The sequence below is a fragment of the Microbacterium sp. JZ70 genome (genome assembly GCF_053903225.1).
The window spans coordinates 619,703-636,528 of record NZ_CP096405.1 but is presented as its reverse complement, the minus strand read 5'-3'; the positions used below and the strand labels follow the sequence as shown (position 1 = coordinate 636,528).

Sequence of the window (16,826 nt, the reverse complement as noted above, 5' to 3'; positions counted from 1 at the left end):
TCCTCACTGGCGGATGTCGGGAACGCGGACGGGCAGCCAGCCGCGGGGAGTGGAGAGCACCCCGCCGCCGATCGGCACCTGCCCGAGCATGAACTTCGGGATGGCCGCTCCCGCGGCCTGGGTGCCGTAGAGCGCGGCCTCCGGGCGGAGCACGATCGCGCGCCGCGAGCGCTTGGCCTCGACGAACGGACCGCCGAAGAGGGTCGACGTCGACTCGGCGTCGACGGCCACGATGAAGACGGCACGGTGCCGCACGCCCGTGAGGGCGTGGTCGAGCGGGGCGTTCTTGAGCTGCTCGACGTCGTCGACCACGAACGTCACGACCCCGGGGAAGGGCGCGAGCACCTCGTCGAGCTCGAGCGGGGTGAGTGCCGTGTTCTCGATGACCGGCACACCCACGTCGCGCGCGAGCTCGCTGAGCGGCGAGGGCCGGGGGGCGACGACCACCGCGTGGTCGCCGCGCTCGGCGAGCTGGCGCAGGATGACGGCGAGCGTCGACGAGCGCCCCGAGCGCCGCGTGCCCGAGACGACGAAGCCGCCGTCGCCCGGCCACGTGAGCGTGCAGCGCGCGAGTCGGTCGCCGCCGACCGCGACGACGATGCCGTCGGGGTCGTCGCCCTCCGCCACGGGCAGGTCGCGCACGGCCGACAGCGCGATGTACTTCGGCAGCGGGTCGACGCGGAACGGCTCGGGACCGGTCGCTCCCCCGCGCTCGTCGAACGCGTCGCGCACGCGCTCGACGACGCGCCGCAGCGCGGTCGTCTGGGCCTCGCCGCTCGTGTCGCGGCCGAGCACGGCCAGCTGCGCCTCCGCCGCCTCGGCGCCGAAGAGCACGCGTCCCTGCGGGAGATCGGTCGGGACATCCTTCGCGTGGATGCCCGCCGCGCGATAGTCCGCGATGTCGCGCACCGGCAGGACGTACTGCGTGTCGACGAAGTTCGTCACCTTGTCGCCGAAGATGCCGCGGTCGCCCGTCATCACGACGCGCACGCCCACGGCGGGGCCCTCTCGCAGGAGTCGGATGAACTGCTCGCGGAAGGCGAGGAGCTGGTCGGGGCCCATCGACGAGAGCAGGCGCTCCCAGCCGTCGACCGCGACGATCGCGAAGGGCAGTGCGGCCTCGGGCGCGTTCCGCCGCTGCTCGGAGATGTGCCCGACGCCCGCGCTCGAGAGCACGGTCTGGCGGCGCTGGAGGTCCTCGAGGAGACGCTGCATGAGGCGCGGCAGCCGGTCGCTGTCGAGCTGGGTGACGACCGCGCCGCAGTGCGGGGCGTCCGCGAGCGGCAGGAGGGCGCCGTTGCCGAAGTCGGCGATGTAGAGGTGCACGTCGCCCGGGTCGACCCGCTCGACCACCTGCGCGAGCACGGTGCGCAGCGCCGTCGTGCGACCCGACAGGGCCCCGCCCGCGAAGAGCAGGTGCGAGCCGGTCGCGATGTCCCACGTGAGGGTGCGCTGCGCCTGGGCCTTCGGCACGTCCTCCAGGCCGAGGATGATCTCGGTCTCCCGCAGCGCCTCCCCCTCGAACCGCTCGATCGGCAGCGTCACCGGCAGCGGGACGAGCCACGGGCTCGGGTTCTTCGCGATGCCGAGCTGGTCGGATGCGGCCGTGATGAGGTTCACGAGCGCGCGCAGATCCGTGTCGTCGTGGTCGTGGTTCTCGGCGTGCGCGGCAGCGGGCGGGTACTTCACGGGGAAGCCGAGCGCATCCCACGTGATCGGCGCCTTGGGCGGCAGCACCTTCGTCGTGCGCACAGCGCCGGGGCGGATGCCTGCGACGCGCGCCGTCTGGAAGCCCATCGGCGCCGCCGACGGCCCCAGGCGCACGAAGCCGCGCCCGGGGGTCGACGGGCTGATGAGCGCGGCCTCGCCCGAGCCGAGCACGTCGGACGAGTCGTTGCGATCGGTCACGCGCAGGGCGACGCGGAGGTTGATGTTCGACTGCATCTCGGGCGTGACGACACCGGATGGCCGCTGGGTCGCCAGCACGAGGTTGACGCCGAGCGAGCGGCCGACGCGGGCGATCCGCACGAGGCCGTCGATGAACTCCGGCAGCTCGGTGCGGAGCTCGGCGAACTCGTCGATCACGAGCATGAGGCGCGCGAGGCCGCGGCGGGCTGCCGTCTCGGCATCCTTCGCCCACGCGGCGTCCACGTCCTTCGCGCCCATCTCGCGGAGCACCTGCTCGCGGCGCTTGAGCTCGGCGTCGAGCGACGCGAGCGCGCGCTCGGTCTCGCGCGCGTCGAGGTTCGTGACCATGCCGACGGTGTGCGGCAGGCGCTCGCAGTCGGCGAACGCCGACCCGCCCTTGTAGTCGATGAGCACGAAGTTGAGCGCGTCCGGACGGTTGGCCATCGCGAGGCCCACGACGAGCGCCTGCAGGAACTCCGACTTGCCCGATCCGGTCGTTCCCGCCACGAGGGCGTGCGGGCCGTCGCGCGAGATGTCGAGCGCGAACTCCCCGTCGGCGTTCGCGCCGACCACGACGTAGGTGTTGCGCGGCTGCGCGTTCCAGCGGCGCACGAGCGGCGACGGATCCTCGAGGTCGATCCCGAGGAGGTCGACCATCCGCACGCTCGTCGGCAGCATCGCCTCGTCGCCCACCCCCGAGACGTGCTCGAGCGAGCACAGCGCCCTGGCCATCCGCTCGCACTGCGGCACCGAGACGCCGTCGAGCAGCACCGACGGGAAGTAGCCGCCCGGGCGCTCGAGCGACGCCATCGACGGATCAGACGGGTCGACGACCACGACGCTCGTCGCCTCCTCGGGCAGGCGCGACCGGTCGCTGTCGAGCGCGAGGACGTGGATGCCGTGCTGCGCTCCGTGCTCGAGCAGCGGCACCATGCCGGGCAGCATGCGGAAGCGGCGCGCCCCGTCGACGACCACGAGCACGTCGGTGGGCGCCTCGTAGCCGCGCTGGCCGGCCATCCGCATGCGCACGTCGAGGGCGACGGCGATCTCCCGCAGCCGCTCGCGGCGCGTGTCGTCGTCGTTGCCGATGAGGGCGGGCACGTGCTCGGCGGTGTGCGCGTGCGGGAGCCAGCTCGTCCACCCCCACTCGGCCTCCGCGCCGTCGTCGCACAGCACGATGACCTCGGCGTCGCGGGGGCTGCGCAGGGCCGCGAACGACAGCACCATCGAGCGCGCGAGCGACCGCACGGCGTCGGCCGGCCCCGCCACGCCCACGACGCCCGCGCGGCAGTCGACGGCCACGGGCGCGGGCCCGACGCCGACGCGCTGCTCGGCGCCGCGGTCGCGGCCGCCGCCCTCGAAGCGCACGTCGAGGTCGATCTCGGTCACGCCCACGCGCAGCGCCATGGCGTCGTCGTCGGCCTTGCGCCGCTCCCACAGACGCGAGAGCGGGCGCAGGACGATGTCGCGAACGACCACGGGGTCGGGCAGCCGGTACCAGGCCGCCAGGCGCTGGCGCTTGACGAGATCGCGGATGCGCTCGCCCGCGACGCGGACCTCGTCGATCCACTGCTGCTCGGTCTTCAGCCCCTTCTTCTGCGCGAGCTTGCGCTGCGTGAGGAACGAGCCGATCACCATGATCGGGCTCGCCGCGGCCATGAGCAGCATGACGGGCCGCTGGAAGAGGATGGCCATGGTCACGCCGAGCACGACGGGGATGACGGCCGACAGCCACGGCAGAGGCGACTGATCGGGGTCGTCCGGCTTGTCGCCCGGGAGCTGGATGGACGGCTGCACGGCGCGCGCGGGGACGCGCGACGGGCGGTTGAATCCTCGGCCCCCGATCGTGTCGGTGAGGTCGGCGTCGGCGTGCGGCGCCATGCCGATGCGGAGCACGAGGCTGCCGATCTGGACGAGGTCGGCCGGCACGATGCGCTCGGGCGCGGTGATCGCGACGTCGTTGACGAGCGTCTTCGCCCCGGCCACCGGGGTGATCGTCGCGAGGAGGGGGTCGGATGGCCCGCCGAGGGCGATCTGGATCGTCAGATGGGCGGGTGCGAGCGCCGGGTCGGCGACGCGCACGTCGTCGCCCTCGCCCGAGCCGACGGTGAGCGCCTGCCCGCGCTCGACGGGGACGGTCTGGCCCGCGAACGGACCGCCGACGATCTCCAGGCGCACGGTGCGCGGGTCGGGCTCGGGCGCAGCCCGGTCGGGGATGACCGCGCCGGAGAGCAGACCGGCCCCGGCGAGCGGCGTCGCCGGGTCTGCGCCGCCCGCGAGCAGCTGCGGGCTCACGCCGAGCGACTCGGCGACCTCGCCGACGGTCGTCGCCTCGTCGACGTCGAGCAGCCAGGAATCGGCCTGCGCGGGCGTCGTCTGCAGGGTCAGGCGCACGCTCATCGGCTCGCGTCCTCTCGGTCGTTCGGGGTCTTCGGGGTCATCGGGCGCCCACCCGGTCGAGCAGCGCGCCGAGCGGTCGGAAGACGCCCGCGGAGCGCTCCGATTCCACGGGCGTCGCCGGCGCGAGCCGCAGGGGCACGCGCAGGCCGACGAGCTCGACGTCCTCGTCCTCTGCCGGCGGCTCCTCGCCGCGCGCCTCCGCGGCCTCGACCTCCTTGTCGCGCTGCGCCTGCTGCGCGGCCTCGAGCTCGGCGCGCGGCACCCGCTCCGCGGGCTCGACCGGCTGGGCGGACACGAGGCCCTCCGTGGGCAGGTCGCCGTCGGGGAGCGCGAGCGTCACGGAGCCGGTCGCCTGCGCGCCGCCCTGCGCGATGTGGAAGCTGAACTGATCGGCGCGCGCGCCGTCGCGGGGCAGATAGCGCGCGATGCCGTCGGCGCCGCACACCACCGTCCCGTGCACCGCGTCGCCGCACGAGACGAGAGACAGACGCGCACCCGGTTCGGTCGCCACGAGCCCCGCGAGATCGAACTCGGAGACCTCCCCGGGCGTGAGCGGCGCATGTACGGACTGCGCCACGGGCGGCCGCTCGGCGCGGTACACCGGCACCGTGATGGTCGCGGGCTCCGACCAGGTGCCGTACTGGTCGGCCATCCGCACCGTGACCTCGAGCGGGCCGTCGAACGAGGCCTTCGGGCGGATCACGAGGTGCGTCTCCGTGGCCGTGACCTCGGCGACATCGGACGGCGAGACGGAGAAGACCTCCAGGCGACCGCCTCCCCCGCAGACGAGGCACGTCGCCCCCAGGTCGCTCACGGGGAGGAGCAGGGTGCCGCCGGCCGCGACCGGATGCGGGTAGGCGGCCGACGGGACCGACGGAGCCTCGGGCGCCTCGAGAGACACGACGTACTCCATGGTCGTCGTCGTGCGCCCGTTCGTCATGGGCACCGGCACGATGTCGCTGCCGTAGTCGGGGTCGTACTCCTCCGCGCGCAGGAGGAACCCGTCTGCCGCGCACGCGACGACGAGGTCGGACGCGGCCAGCACGGGCGCGCAGTCCGTCACGGTCCAGCCCTCCGGCGTGTTCACCGCCTTCTCATCGAGATACGGGATGGCGATCGCGTTCGGCCCGCTGTAGGCGGCGGCCGGCGCGACGAGGCTCGCGGCAGAGGCCGCGGCGAGCGCGAGGACGGCGAGGCTGCGGCGCATGCGTCGCTCCTCTCCGTCGCCTCGCCGCGCGCGGACGCGGCGGCTTCCCATGCTAGGTCGGGCTGCCCGGTGTCGTTGGGGGCAGTACTCCCCACCTCCGCCCATCCGGTCGTGCGCGAGAATCGACGGGACCCCATGAACGCGCCATCCGCAGCCCCGCCGCCCGCGATCGGAACCGACGCCGGGCAGACGCGCCTGCGCGCCGACGGCCCGAAGCCGCCACTCGGCCGCGGCGGATGGCCGCTCCCCGAGCTGACCGCGCGCCAGCAGCGCCCCAAGCGGTGGTGGCGGCACCCCGCGTTCCTCGTCTCGGCCATCCTCACGATCCTCGCGATGCTCGGGATGGCCGCGTGGATGGTCGTCAGCGCGATGCTCTCGAGCGACGTCGTCGTCTCGGACATCGCGCTCACCGTGCAGGACGGCAACGCCCACCTCGACTGGGAAGGGCCCGACGCGGCGTACTCGGTCTACGCCGTGCACGGCGGTGGCACGGCGACCGACCTCAGCCAGTTCGTGATCGAGAGCACCGAGGTCTGGCTGCCGCAGTCGACGGGCGCGTTCGAGAGCGACACGTGCTTCGTCGTGCGCGCAGCAGCCTTCGCCGACCAGCCGGTCGCGCTCGACGCGGCGGCCCTCGCCCGCGAGGGCGCGCAGAGCGTGTGCGTGGCGCAGGCGAAGCGATGAGACGGCCCTCCGCCGCCCTCGTGCTCACGGCGACTGCGTTCGCGCTCGCCGGCTGCTCGGGCGCCGCGGGCGTCGAGGCGGAGCCGCTCGAGGGCGTGGACCTCGGCGCCTACGACCCCGCGCACCCGGGGAACGGACTCTGGCTCATCCCCGGAGAGCAGGCGATCGCGGAGATCGCGGAGGCGGTGCGCGCCGCGGGCGACGTGCGCTACGAGGGGTCGTACACCGAGCTCGTCGTGCACGACGATCCCGAGACGCCGCCCTCGCCCGGCCGGACGGTGTCGGTGACGTTCGCGGGCGACCCCGAGTCGTACGAGGCGAGCCTCGCGGCCGGCGACCTCGCGCTCGACGTCGTCGTCGCCGAGGGCGCCGCGTACGTCCGCGGCAACGACGCGTTCGCCCAGCGAAGCGGGCTCGCGGCGGCGCGGGACGGCTTCGTGTGCCTCGCCTCCGCGAGCGCGCTCGACGACTGGCAGCCGCTGCTGGATCCGTCGCTGCTCGTCGAGCAGCTCCTGCGCAGCGCCGAGGAGGTCGCCGTCATGCCGCCCGCGGCCGGCGCCGAGACGGCCGAGCTCGTGATGGGCGGCAGCGAGAGCCCGACCGGTCACCTGACCGTCGCCGCCGTGGGCGCGCCGCTCCCTCTCGAGTTCCTCGCGGGAGATGGCTCCGGCGACGGCCGCTTCTCGTTCGCGGGATGGGGCGAGGACGTCGCGGTGACGGCCCCGGAGGATCTCGCGCAGGGGTGCTGACCTCCGTCGTGCGGCGGATCCGCGCGGCCGGGACGCGCGCCTAGGGTGGTCACGACGACGACCGGGGAGGTCCCATGTCCCGATGGATGCGCGCGGCGGTCGCGACCGCCATCCCCGCCCTGACCGCGCTCGGCGGCGCGACGGCAGCGCAGGCCGTCTCCCTCGACGACGGCGACCTCGTCGTCGAGGACACCGCCGGTCGCCTCTACCTGCCGCAGCTCGAGGACGCGCTCGACGAGATCGACTTCTACGCGCCCACCACCGTCGCGATCTACACCTACGAGGGCGAGGCCTCCGATGAGATGAACGAGCGCGTCCTCGCGTACGCGCGCGAGAGCCATCCCGAGTGGATCACCGACGACGGCCAGAAGTGGGCCGACGGGCTGTTCCTCCTCGCTCTCGACCCCGAGGGCCGACAGGTCGGGACGTACTTCGGCGAGGACCGCGCCGTGTCGCTCGACGACCAGGCGGCCATCCAGGACGCGACGAAGGACGCGTTCCGCGCGGGCGACTGGACGGGCGGGGTGATCGACGGCGTCGAGGCCGCCGCGGGGATCATCGAGCGCCCCTGGTACGCCGCGCCCGCCGTCATCGTCACAGGCTGGGTGGGCGGGGGTGCGGCTGTGGGCGCGTGGCTCATCGCCCTCGGCGTCCGCGCGAGCCGCCGTGAGAAGGTCGCGGCGGCGCTCGCGCGCGGCGGCGAGCATCTCACCCGCGTGACGATGGACCTCGAGACGACCGAGCTCGCGGCGCGCACGCTGCCGTCGGACTCGCCGTACGCGCAGCGGCTCGACCAGCGCTTCCACGACTTCTCGGCCCGCTACCACCGTGCCCTCGAGGAGCAGCGCCGCATCGAGGCGCTCACGAAGAAGGAGCGCTCGCGCGCCGGCGCCGTGGAGGCCGCACGCCGGTTCGCCGACGAGACGGCCGAGATGGACTTCGTCGACGACGCGATCGTGCACGCCGCGGCGCTCCTCACGAAGTCCTACACGTGGGAGCGCGCGTGGGCTGCGCAGGTCGATCCGGTGCGCGAGGACCTCGCGGGGATCACGGCGCTCGTGGAGGACCCCGCGGCGGCTGAGCTCGCGACCGCCCACGCGCTCACGGCCTTCCGGGCGGAGGCCGAGGCCGAGCTCGAGCGGCTCGGCGCCGGACTGCGCGCAGGCTCCCTCGAACCGGGCGATGCGCTCGCGGCGCTGGAGGCGCTGCGCGCGCGGCTCTCGGACCTGCTCGCCGATCACTCGCGCGCCCTCATCGCGGCGTTCGCGCAAGCCGACTCGGAGCGCGAGGCGATGGAGGCCGAGCTCGAGCGCGAGCGCCAGACGAGCCGCGCCCGCACGGGCTCGATCCTCGACACGGTGTCGACGCCGGGGCAGTACTGGAGCCCCGTGGCCTTCAGCGCCGGCTACTCGGCCGGCGTCACGCAGGTCGAGAGCGACCGCAGCGCCGCGTCGTCGTCCTCGTTCTCGAGCGGCGGCAGCGCGACCGGGTACGGCTCGAGCGGCGGGAGCTTCTCAGGCTCCGGCAGCTCGTCCCGGTTCTGAGCACGCGGACCGCGCGCCAGAGCAGGAGAATCCGCCCGCAGCAGGATGGATTCGGCGACGACGTCCTGCTGCCGCGCGATTCTCCTGCGCTCGGCAGTGGCGCGGGGCGCGGGGCTACTTCGCCTCCGGCTCGTCCTCGTCGGGGAGGAGCACGGGGCGGTCGATCGTCTTCGTCACGTCGGCCGGGTCGACCACGAGGAGCAGCATCGCGACGACGAGCAGCACGACGATGAAGACGATGCCCGCGATGATCGAGGCGACCGTCCACGCCTGGGAGATGACCTCGATGGGCTGCTGCGTGAACGCCCCCATCGACATGGCGCCCACGAGCAGCGCGAACACGGCCGACCCGAAGGCGATCGCGAGCAGCTGGACAGGGCGCATGAGCGCGCGTCGGGTGGGCTTGTCGGTCACGGACGGTCCTCCGAGGTGCGGGGGTCGCCCCCGCTGATGGGTGCTGCGGTCTCCGCCGACGCGGCGGACGGCGACGCGGGCGAGAACCCGGCGATCGCGAGGAACACCGCGACGATCGCCGCGTAGCCACCGAAGAGGCCGACCGCGATGATCTCGCCGGTGAGGGTGAAGGTGCGTCCGGCGTCCTCGATGAAGTAGTCGAGCGCGTATCCCGAGGGCACGAGCAGCGTCGCCGCGCCGACGACGAGGGTCAGCACGCCGATCGTGAGGGTGTCGCGCGCGACGATCCTCTCGCCACGGCGGCGCTGGGCGACGCCGAGGCCCGTCTCGAGCGCTCCTGCGACGAGCGCCCACACGGGGATGACGACGAAGTAGAGAGCGGGGCCGCGCAGGCTCGTGATGCCCGCGGCCATGCCGGCGAAGAGGTGCGCGAAGGCCAGCAGGGCAGGCAGGACGCGCTGCCCCGCGGGCGTGACCATCCAGGTGCCGAGCCCCAGCACGACGGCGGTCGCGATCGCCCACCCGCTGAAGACCGAGAGCCCGACCGCGGCCGAGTGATCGGGCGAGAAGGTCACCATGAGGGCCGCCAGCGCCGCGATGAGCGCGCGCAGCAGCTGGACGTGGCGCGTGCTCGGGGCGAACGGCTGACGTGCGGGCATGGTGATGGGACCTCGTGCGTGCGAAGGGACACGTCCAGTCTAGGGAACCCGCCCCTGGGAACGGCCCGTCACGGGAGGGAGGGGCCCGTGCAGTCCCCTCCCTCGCGTGACGATCAGACGCGCGCGACCGGGTTCGGCATCTCGCCCGCGTACAGCAGCGACTCCGCCTGGTTGGCGAGGTCGACCATCTGGAGCGTGTTGCGCAGCTGGAGGCGGTTGAGGCACGAGTGCGCGAAGGACCCGGCCCTCAGGTCGACGTCGCCCGCGAGCCCGCGCGCGAGGTCGGGATGGTCGCCCTCGTAGCGGTCGAGGCATTCGGCCACGAGCCGCCAGAACGACGGGGCAGGAAGGAGCCCGTCCGCATCGAGGATCGCCGCGAGGTGCCGCAGGACGCCGTCGAACACGTCGGTGAAGATCGCGAGGGCCTTCTCGCTCCCCGGCGCCTCGGCGCGGATGCGCTCGACCTCCGGCGGCAGGCCGCGCGGACCGAGCACGGCGACCTCCTCGCCGATGTCCTTCATGAACGCGCGCGCGACGGTATGCTCGCGCAGCACGAGGATGAGGTTCTCGCCGTGCGGCATGAACGCGAGATCGTGGCCGAGCACGCCGTGCACGAGCGGCCGCAGGTACGCGTGGAGGTAGGCCCGCAGCCACTCCTCGGGCGATCGACCCGACGCCCGGATGAGAGTCGTCGCGTAGGCGGAGCCCTCGTGATCGCGGTGGAGCAGGGCGGCCATCGTGACGAGCCGCTCCCCCGGGCCGATGAGCGGCACGGGGCTCTCGCGCCACAGCGCCGCGAGCATCTTCCGGTGGGGGTTCGGGGTCGGCGTGCGGTGGTAGACGTCGCCCGTGTACCCGATCGCCGCACGCTCGCGCAGCACGGCGAAGCCGGCCTCCGCGAAGGTCGCGTCCGACGCGACGGTGTCGGCGACCCAGTCGTTGATCGCGGGGGTGTCGCGCATGTACGCGGGCGAGAGCCCGCGCAGGAAGCCCATGTTCTGGATGGCCAGGGCCACCTTCACATAGGGAGCGCCGGGTCGCGTGAGGTTGAGGAACGTCCGGATGGACTGCTGCGCCTGGTACTCGTCGGCGCTCCGCCCGAGGAGGACGAGGTGACCGCGCGCGACGTCCGCGGCGAAGGTGACCGGGAGACGGTGCTCCGCCTGCCAGGGGTGGAGCGGGAGGAGATGGAAGCCCGCGGGGTCGTGCCCCGCGTCGGCGAGGCGCTCCGCGAAGGCGCGCCGCTCGTCGGCCGTGAGCGCCTGCTCGAGGTGCGTCGCCTCGTCGAGACCGCGCCCGAGCGACAGGTGCGTGTGCTCGCGGGCAGCCGCGACCCACACGAGGCGCGTGCGGCGGCCGTTCTCGGGCGCGTACGCGCTCCAGTCCGCGTGGGAGAACCCGATGCGCCCGTTGTTCGCGAGGAACCCCGGATGCCCTTCCGTCATCGCCGCCTCCGTCTCGGGGAAGCTCGCCTCGAGCAGGCCCTCGGCGGTGGGCGCCGCGCCCTCGAGAGCGCGCAGACGCTTGCCGGCCGCGCTCGCGAGCGTCGACGAGAGCTCCTCGAGGTACACCGACAGGAGCTGATCGGGGATGCCCAGGCGCGGCTGGAGCTCGAGGATCAGCTCGAGCACGTCGAGCTCGAGCTCGGCGCCGTCGCGCTCGCGCCGCACGCTCGCGGGGTCGATCGCCCAGTGCTCGAGGGGGAGCAGGCGGGCGCGGAAGGTGTAGCGCACGTCGCCCTCGGCTACCTCCCACCGCCCGTCCGCGAGCGGCGTCGGCGCGATGAGCCGCTCGTGGGAGAGCTCCGAGAGCGCCTTCACGACGAGGTGCCGATGCGCCTGCGCCGCCAGGTCGGCGGTGAGGTGCGGCAGCGGCGAGCGCTCCCCCGCCCAACCGGCGCCCAGCGGGCTCGCCGCGAAGTCGTCGCGCGTGCAGACGCTGAGCGCGGCGCGCTTGACCCGCCCCTCCGCGAGGAGGTCGACCTCCCCGAGCACCCGGAAGCCCGCTGCGGCGTTCTTCGCGAGGATCGGCTCGTTGCGCACGTCGGGCTCGACGACGACCCGGCTCCGGCCGAGTCCGCGCTCCTGCGCCGTGCCGAGGCAGAAGCGCATCACCCCGCGCATGACCGCCGACGTGAAGCCCGTCGTCGGGTCGCCCGCAGGCGGCGCGATGAGGAGATGCATGCCGATGTCGCCGGGCTCGGCGCGGAACACGTCCGGCGGGAGCAGCGTGCCGGGCTCGTAGGTCTCGACGTAGAACGCGGCCTCCCCGTCGACGCGCCCGAGCCATCCGCCGTGCCTCGCGTCAACCGCGATCGTCTCGAGGTACGCGCGGACCTGCGCGACGTCGAGGTCCGCCATCTCCCAGAAGCGCGAGCGCGGATGCGCGAGCCACCGCTGCAGGCGCGCTGCGTCGCGCGCGGGGTCGATCGGCTCGATCTCGACGGCGAGCCGGGCGGAGACAGCCGTCGCGCTCATCGCGCCGCCTCCTCGAGCACGCGCGCCGCGCCATCCGTCGCCGCGCCGTCACCGGGGACGCCGAAGGTCTGGAAGGCGATCCGCCGCTCGATCGGGTACGGCTCACGGCCCGTGATGGCGGCGAGCACGACCGACGCCCGCCAGGGCCCGAAGCCGAGGTCGGGCGCCGTCACGCCGTGCGTGTGCTCCTCGCCCCCGACGACGTGGATGCGCTCGGCGTCGTCGACGGCGTACGTCCGCGCGACGTCGAGGCGGCCGCGGCGATCCCTGCGCACGCGATGCGCGACCGGGTCGAGGAAGTCGGGGACCTCGGCGCGGTAGCCGGTTGCGGCGACCACGGCCCTCGTGCGGTGCTCGTGCGTCCGATCGAGCTGCGCGTGGCGCAGGGTGAGCACGTGATCGCCCGTCTCGACGTCATGGCGCGCGTCGACGACCTCGGTGTCGGTGAGCAGCGTCGACGGCACCGTGCCGTCCGCGCTCGACAGCCGGTAGAGGGTGTCGTAGATCTCGTCGACGAGGTCCGCGCTGATGCCCTTGTAGAGCCCGCGCTGCTCGCGGCCGAGACGCTCGCGCAGCTCCTCGGGAAGGGAGCGGTAGTGGTCGGTGTACTCGGGCGACGTCATCTCGAGCGTGAGCTTGGTGTACTCCATCGGGAAGAACCGCGGCGAGCGCGTGACCCAGTCCACCCGCCCATCGCGCGCCTCGAGCAGGTCGCGGTAGACCTCGGCGGCGGACTGCCCGCTGCCGACGACCGTCACCGCGCCGCTCGCGAGGAGCGCTGCGCGGTTCGGGAGGTACTCGGCGGAGTGGACGACCGGGCCTGCGCCCGCGCCGGACAGCCCCTGGAGAGCCGACGGCAGCACGGGCCGCGTGCCGACGGCCAGGACGACGTGCCGCGCGAGATGCTCCTCGATGCCGCGCACTCCGCCATCCGGCCCGCGCACCTCGGCGCGGACGCGGAGGAGGTCTCCGGCCTCCTCCACGGCGACGACACGGCGACGCCAGCGCAGCGTCGGCAGCTGCGCCGCGACCCAGCGGCAGTAGGCGTCGTACTCCGAGCGCAGCGGATAGAAGGACTCGCGGATGTAGAACGGGTAGAGCCGCCCCGTCGCCTTCAGGAACGCGAGGAACGAGTAGGGCGAGGTCGGGTCGGCCATCGTCACGAGGTCCGCGAGGAACGGCACCTGGATGGTCGCGCCGTCGATCATCATGCCCGGATGCCACCGGAAGCCGTCGGCCTGGTCGAGGAAGACGGCATCGACGTCGGGCAGCGGCTGCGCGAGGGCGGCGAGCCCGAGTCCGAACGGGCCGATGCCGATCCCGACGAGATCGCGGACCGCGCTCATCGGCCGTCCTCCTCGGCGGTCAGGCGCGGGAGGCGCGGATGGACGTCGCGGCACGGCGGATCGTCGCGCGTCGCGAGGGCGTCGCCCGCGAGGAGCCCGTGCGCCGTCGCGCGCACGAGGTCGAGCACGGCCTCGATGTCCGCCAGAGTGGCGGCGGGGTTCAGCAGCGTCAGCTTGAGACACGGGACGCCGTCGATGACCGTCCGGGCGACCATGGCGCGGCCCGACTGGAAGAGCACGCGGCGCACGAGCGGGACGAGCCGGTCCGCGGTCGCGTCGTCGACGCCATCCGGCTGGTAGCGGAACAGCACCGTGCTGAGATCGGTCGTGCCGACGGGGCGCAGCTCGGGGTCGGCGTCGAGGCGCTCGCGCACACGGCGGGCCAGCGCGCAGACGTCGTCGAACATCCGCCCCACCCGGTCGGGGCCCAGCGCGCGCAGGGTCGTCCACAGCTTGAGCGCGTCGAAGCGCCGCGTGGTCTGCAGCGAGCGGTCGACCTGGTTCGGGTCGGCGTCGTCGGCCCGCGCCTCCTCGGCGGGGTTCAGGTAGTCGGCGTGCCACGCGGCGGCGAGGAGGTCGGTCGCCTCGCGCACGATGAGCGCGCTCGAGGACACCGGCTGGAAGAACGTCTTGTGGAAGTCGACCGTGACCGAGCTCGCGCGCTCGATCCCGTCCAGCAGCCCGCGCCGTGTGGGCGACACGAGCAGGCCCCCGCCGTACGCGGCGTCGACGTGCAGCCACACGCCGTACGCATCGCACAGACCTGCCGCCGGACGGATGGGGTCGACGATGCCGCGGTCGGTCGTGCCCGCGGTGACGACGACGGCCATGACGACCCCGCCCGCGCCCGTCGTCTCCGCGAGCGCCCGTGCGAGCGCCGCGGGATCCATCCGCCCGTCCGCGTCGACCCCGACCGGCACGACCGCGTCGGCCGAGAGCCCGAGAAGGTGCGCGGACCGGGCGACGGAGAAGTGACTCGCGGCGGTCGTGAGCACGCGCAGCCGCGCCATCGCGCGTCCGCGGTCGTCGACCCCGCGCAGCGCCTTCTCCCGCGCGAGGAAGAGCGCCTGCAGGTTCGACTGCGTGCCGCCCGAGGTGAAGATCCCGTCGCCGTCGGCGAACCCGATCCGCTCCGCCGTCCAGGCGACGAGGCGCCGCTCCATGAGCGTCGCGACGAGCGACTGGTCGTACGTGTCGACCGAGGTGTTGATCGCCGCGAGCATCGCCTCGGCGGCGACGGCCGGGAGGACGACCGGGCAGTTGAGGTGCGCGGCGTAGGCCGGGTGGTGGAACCAGACCGCGTGCTGCGCGTAGAGCTCGTCGGCCTCGCGGAGGGCCGCCGCGCTGCCGATGCCGTCGTCGTCGAGCGCGACGGCGTCGACGAGCGCCTCGAGCTCCCGCCGCTCGGCACCCGAGGACGGGGCGGTCGTCATCCGGAACCGCGCCGCGACGGCGTCGACGACGCCGTGCACCAGCCGCGCGTACTCGTCCGCGGTCCGATCCGTCAGCAGCGCGGTCGCACCGGCTGTCTCCCCCGCGGCGCTCCCGCTCGTCTCCGGCAGAACTCGTGCCATTCGCGTGATCCTCCATGCTCGTCTGTTACTTAGGCTTGGCTAACCTAAGGCACGGTAGCGGATCCGGCGAGTCGCCGCTGCACGGATGGCCGGAGAGGCGCTGAGAGAATGGAGGGCATGACGCCCCAGAGGGAAGAACTGATCGACCACGCCTGCCTCATCGTCGACGGCCCCGACCAGTCGGGAGTCGTGGCCGCGATCGCCGCGCTCATCGCGCGCAACCAGGGCAACATCGTGTCGCTCGATCAGCACTCGACCGACCCCGAGGGCGGGAAGTTCTTCCAGCGCGTCGTGTTCCACCGCCCCAACTTCCCGGTCGCGAAGGACGAGATCGAGGCCGATCTCACCGCGACGCTCGCGCCGCTCGGCATGAACTGGACGCTCAACGATCTGTCGATCCCGAAGCGGATGGCCATCCTCGCCTCCAAGGACGACCACTGCCTGCTCGACCTGCTCTGGCGCCATCGTCGCGGCGAGCTGCCGGTGAGCATCCCGATGGTCATCGCGAACCACACGACGACCGCCGAGGACGTCCGCTCGTTCGGTGTGCCGTTCTTCCACGTGCCGTCGCAGGCGGGGCCGGACAAGTCGCAGTCCGAGGCCGAGATCATCCGGCTGCTGAAGGGCAACGTCGACTTCGTCGTGCTCGCTCGGTACATGCAGATCCTCTCGAGCGACTTCCTTGAGCAGGTCGGCGTGCCCGTGATCAACATCCACCACTCGTTCCTGCCGGCCTTCATCGGGGCGAATCCGTACCGCAAGGCGAAGGAGCGCGGCGTCAAGCTCATCGGCGCGACGAGCCACTACGTGACCGAGGACCTCGACGAGGGTCCGATCATCGAGCAGGACGTCGTGCGGGTGACGCACGCCGATTCGGCCGACGACCTCCGCCGCCGCGGAGCCGACGTCGAGCGCGCGGTCCTCTCGCGCGCCGTGCTCTGGCACGCCCAGGACCGGGTCATCCGCCACGGCAACCACACCATCGTGTTCTGACCCTCTGACCCCCGGGTCTTCTGCCCCCTCTGCATGTCTCACTCGCCGCGGGAATCCCGCCGCCATTCCCGCGGCGAGTGAGACACGGTGAGCTCTCTGCTCTGACCTGGGCGGGCCGATAGCATCGGGCTGGACACGAAGGAGACCCATGCGCGCGCTCATCGCCACCGGAACGGGCCGCTACGCCGACCCCTGGCATCCGTACACGAAGACCAGCCCGCTCATCGCGGATGTCCTGCGCGACGCGGGCTTCGACGTCGAGATCGACGAGGACGTCGACGGCGCGATGACCCGGCTCGAGGGCGTCGGCCTGCTCGTCGTGAACGCGGGCGACCCGTGGCGATCCGAGACGACCGAGCCGCTCCCCGGGGCCTCCGTCGACGGCCTGCATGCCGCGCTCGAGCGCGGGATCGGCGTCATCGCCGTGCACGCGGCGCTCTCCTCGCTGCGCGACTACCCCGACTGGCCGGGCGCGATCGGCGGGATGTGGGTGCCGGGCATCTCGTGGCATCCGCCCCTCGACCGCGTGCGCATCGCGGGCGACGCGCTGCCCGACGGCACGCGGATCGACGACTTCGACGTCGAGGACGAGCGCTACACGCGTCTGCAGGCCTTCGGCAAGCGGATGGTCGTGGCGCGGCACGAGACGGAGGGCGAGAGCCAGCCGACCGCATGGGTGCGCGCGCACGGCGCGTCGCGGGTCGCCGTCGACGCGCTCGGCCACGACGAGCGGTCGTGGGCCTCGGATGGCCACCGCGCGCTCTTCGCGCAGCTCGCGCGCTGGGTGACATCCCGCGACTGACGCGACTCGGCCGCCCGTCAAGACCCTGCCGCCTGTCAAGACCCGGCCGCCTGTCAAGACCCGGTGGCG

General features: G+C 73.4%; 12 protein-coding genes. 5 read left to right on the top strand and 7 right to left on the bottom strand.

What is annotated here, in order from left to right; genetic code table 11:
* Positions 1-3: 3 nt before the first annotated feature.
* Positions 4-4,308, bottom strand: coding sequence for an FtsK/SpoIIIE domain-containing protein (locus tag M1D46_RS02840; protein ID WP_456286544.1), 4,305 nt, complete (start codon positions 4,306-4,308; stop codon positions 4-6).
* Between the two features lie 37 nt (positions 4,309-4,345).
* Complete coding sequence (locus M1D46_RS02835) at positions 4,346-5,515, bottom strand: hypothetical protein (protein ID WP_456286543.1); 1,170 nt, start codon at positions 5,513-5,515, stop codon at positions 4,346-4,348.
* Positions 5,516-5,650: 135 nt separating this feature from the next.
* Here M1D46_RS02835 and M1D46_RS02830 point away from each other — a divergent pair, with 135 nt between their 5' ends.
* The 3 genes from M1D46_RS02830 (at position 5,651) to M1D46_RS02820 (ending at position 8,492) form a co-directional block, all read left to right on the top strand.
* Positions 5,651-6,199 carry a hypothetical protein gene (locus tag M1D46_RS02830; protein ID WP_456286542.1) on the top strand — a complete coding sequence of 183 codons (549 nt, stop codon included), beginning with the start codon at positions 5,651-5,653 and terminating at the stop codon, positions 6,197-6,199.
* Positions 6,196-6,948: a hypothetical protein gene (locus M1D46_RS02825; RefSeq protein WP_456286541.1), complete on the top strand. Its 753-nt coding sequence runs from the start codon at positions 6,196-6,198 to the stop codon at positions 6,946-6,948. The genes M1D46_RS02830 and M1D46_RS02825 overlap by 4 nt, the downstream gene beginning before the upstream one ends.
* 74 nt (positions 6,949-7,022) lie before the next feature.
* Positions 7,023-8,492, top strand: a complete 1,470-nt coding sequence (locus M1D46_RS02820; RefSeq protein WP_456286540.1) for a DUF5129 domain-containing protein — start codon at positions 7,023-7,025, stop codon at positions 8,490-8,492.
* Positions 8,493-8,606: 114 nt separating this feature from the next.
* Here M1D46_RS02820 and M1D46_RS02815 read toward each other — a convergent pair whose 3' ends face one another.
* From M1D46_RS02815 to M1D46_RS02795, 5 genes are all read right to left on the bottom strand, one after another.
* Complete coding sequence (locus M1D46_RS02815) at positions 8,607-8,906, bottom strand: amino acid transporter (RefSeq protein WP_271172605.1); 300 nt, start codon at positions 8,904-8,906, stop codon at positions 8,607-8,609.
* Positions 8,903-9,565: an acyl-CoA synthetase gene (locus tag M1D46_RS02810; RefSeq protein ID WP_456286539.1), complete on the bottom strand. Its 663-nt coding sequence runs from the start codon at positions 9,563-9,565 to the stop codon at positions 8,903-8,905. Before M1D46_RS02810 ends, M1D46_RS02815 begins: the two co-directional genes overlap by 4 nt.
* A 113-nt stretch (positions 9,566-9,678) precedes the next feature.
* Positions 9,679-12,042, bottom strand: a complete 2,364-nt coding sequence (locus M1D46_RS02805) for a GNAT family N-acetyltransferase (RefSeq protein WP_456286538.1) — start codon at positions 12,040-12,042, stop codon at positions 9,679-9,681.
* Positions 12,039-13,388, bottom strand: a complete 1,350-nt coding sequence (locus tag M1D46_RS02800) for a lysine N(6)-hydroxylase/L-ornithine N(5)-oxygenase family protein (protein ID WP_456286537.1) — start codon at positions 13,386-13,388, stop codon at positions 12,039-12,041. Before M1D46_RS02800 ends, M1D46_RS02805 begins: the two co-directional genes overlap by 4 nt.
* Entirely contained in the window at positions 13,385-14,962 is a 1,578-nt protein-coding gene (locus M1D46_RS02795) for a pyridoxal phosphate-dependent decarboxylase family protein (protein WP_456286536.1), read from the bottom strand. Before M1D46_RS02795 ends, M1D46_RS02800 begins: the two co-directional genes overlap by 4 nt.
* A 117-nt stretch (positions 14,963-15,079) precedes the next feature.
* Here M1D46_RS02795 and purU point away from each other — a divergent pair, with 117 nt between their 5' ends.
* Positions 15,080-15,955, top strand: a complete 876-nt coding sequence (purU, locus tag M1D46_RS02790; protein ID WP_456286535.1) for a formyltetrahydrofolate deformylase — start codon at positions 15,080-15,082, stop codon at positions 15,953-15,955.
* A gap of 148 nt (positions 15,956-16,103) precedes the next feature.
* Positions 16,104-16,757: a ThuA domain-containing protein gene (locus tag M1D46_RS02785; protein ID WP_456286534.1), complete on the top strand. Its 654-nt coding sequence runs from the start codon at positions 16,104-16,106 to the stop codon at positions 16,755-16,757.
* Positions 16,758-16,826 lie beyond the last annotated feature (69 nt).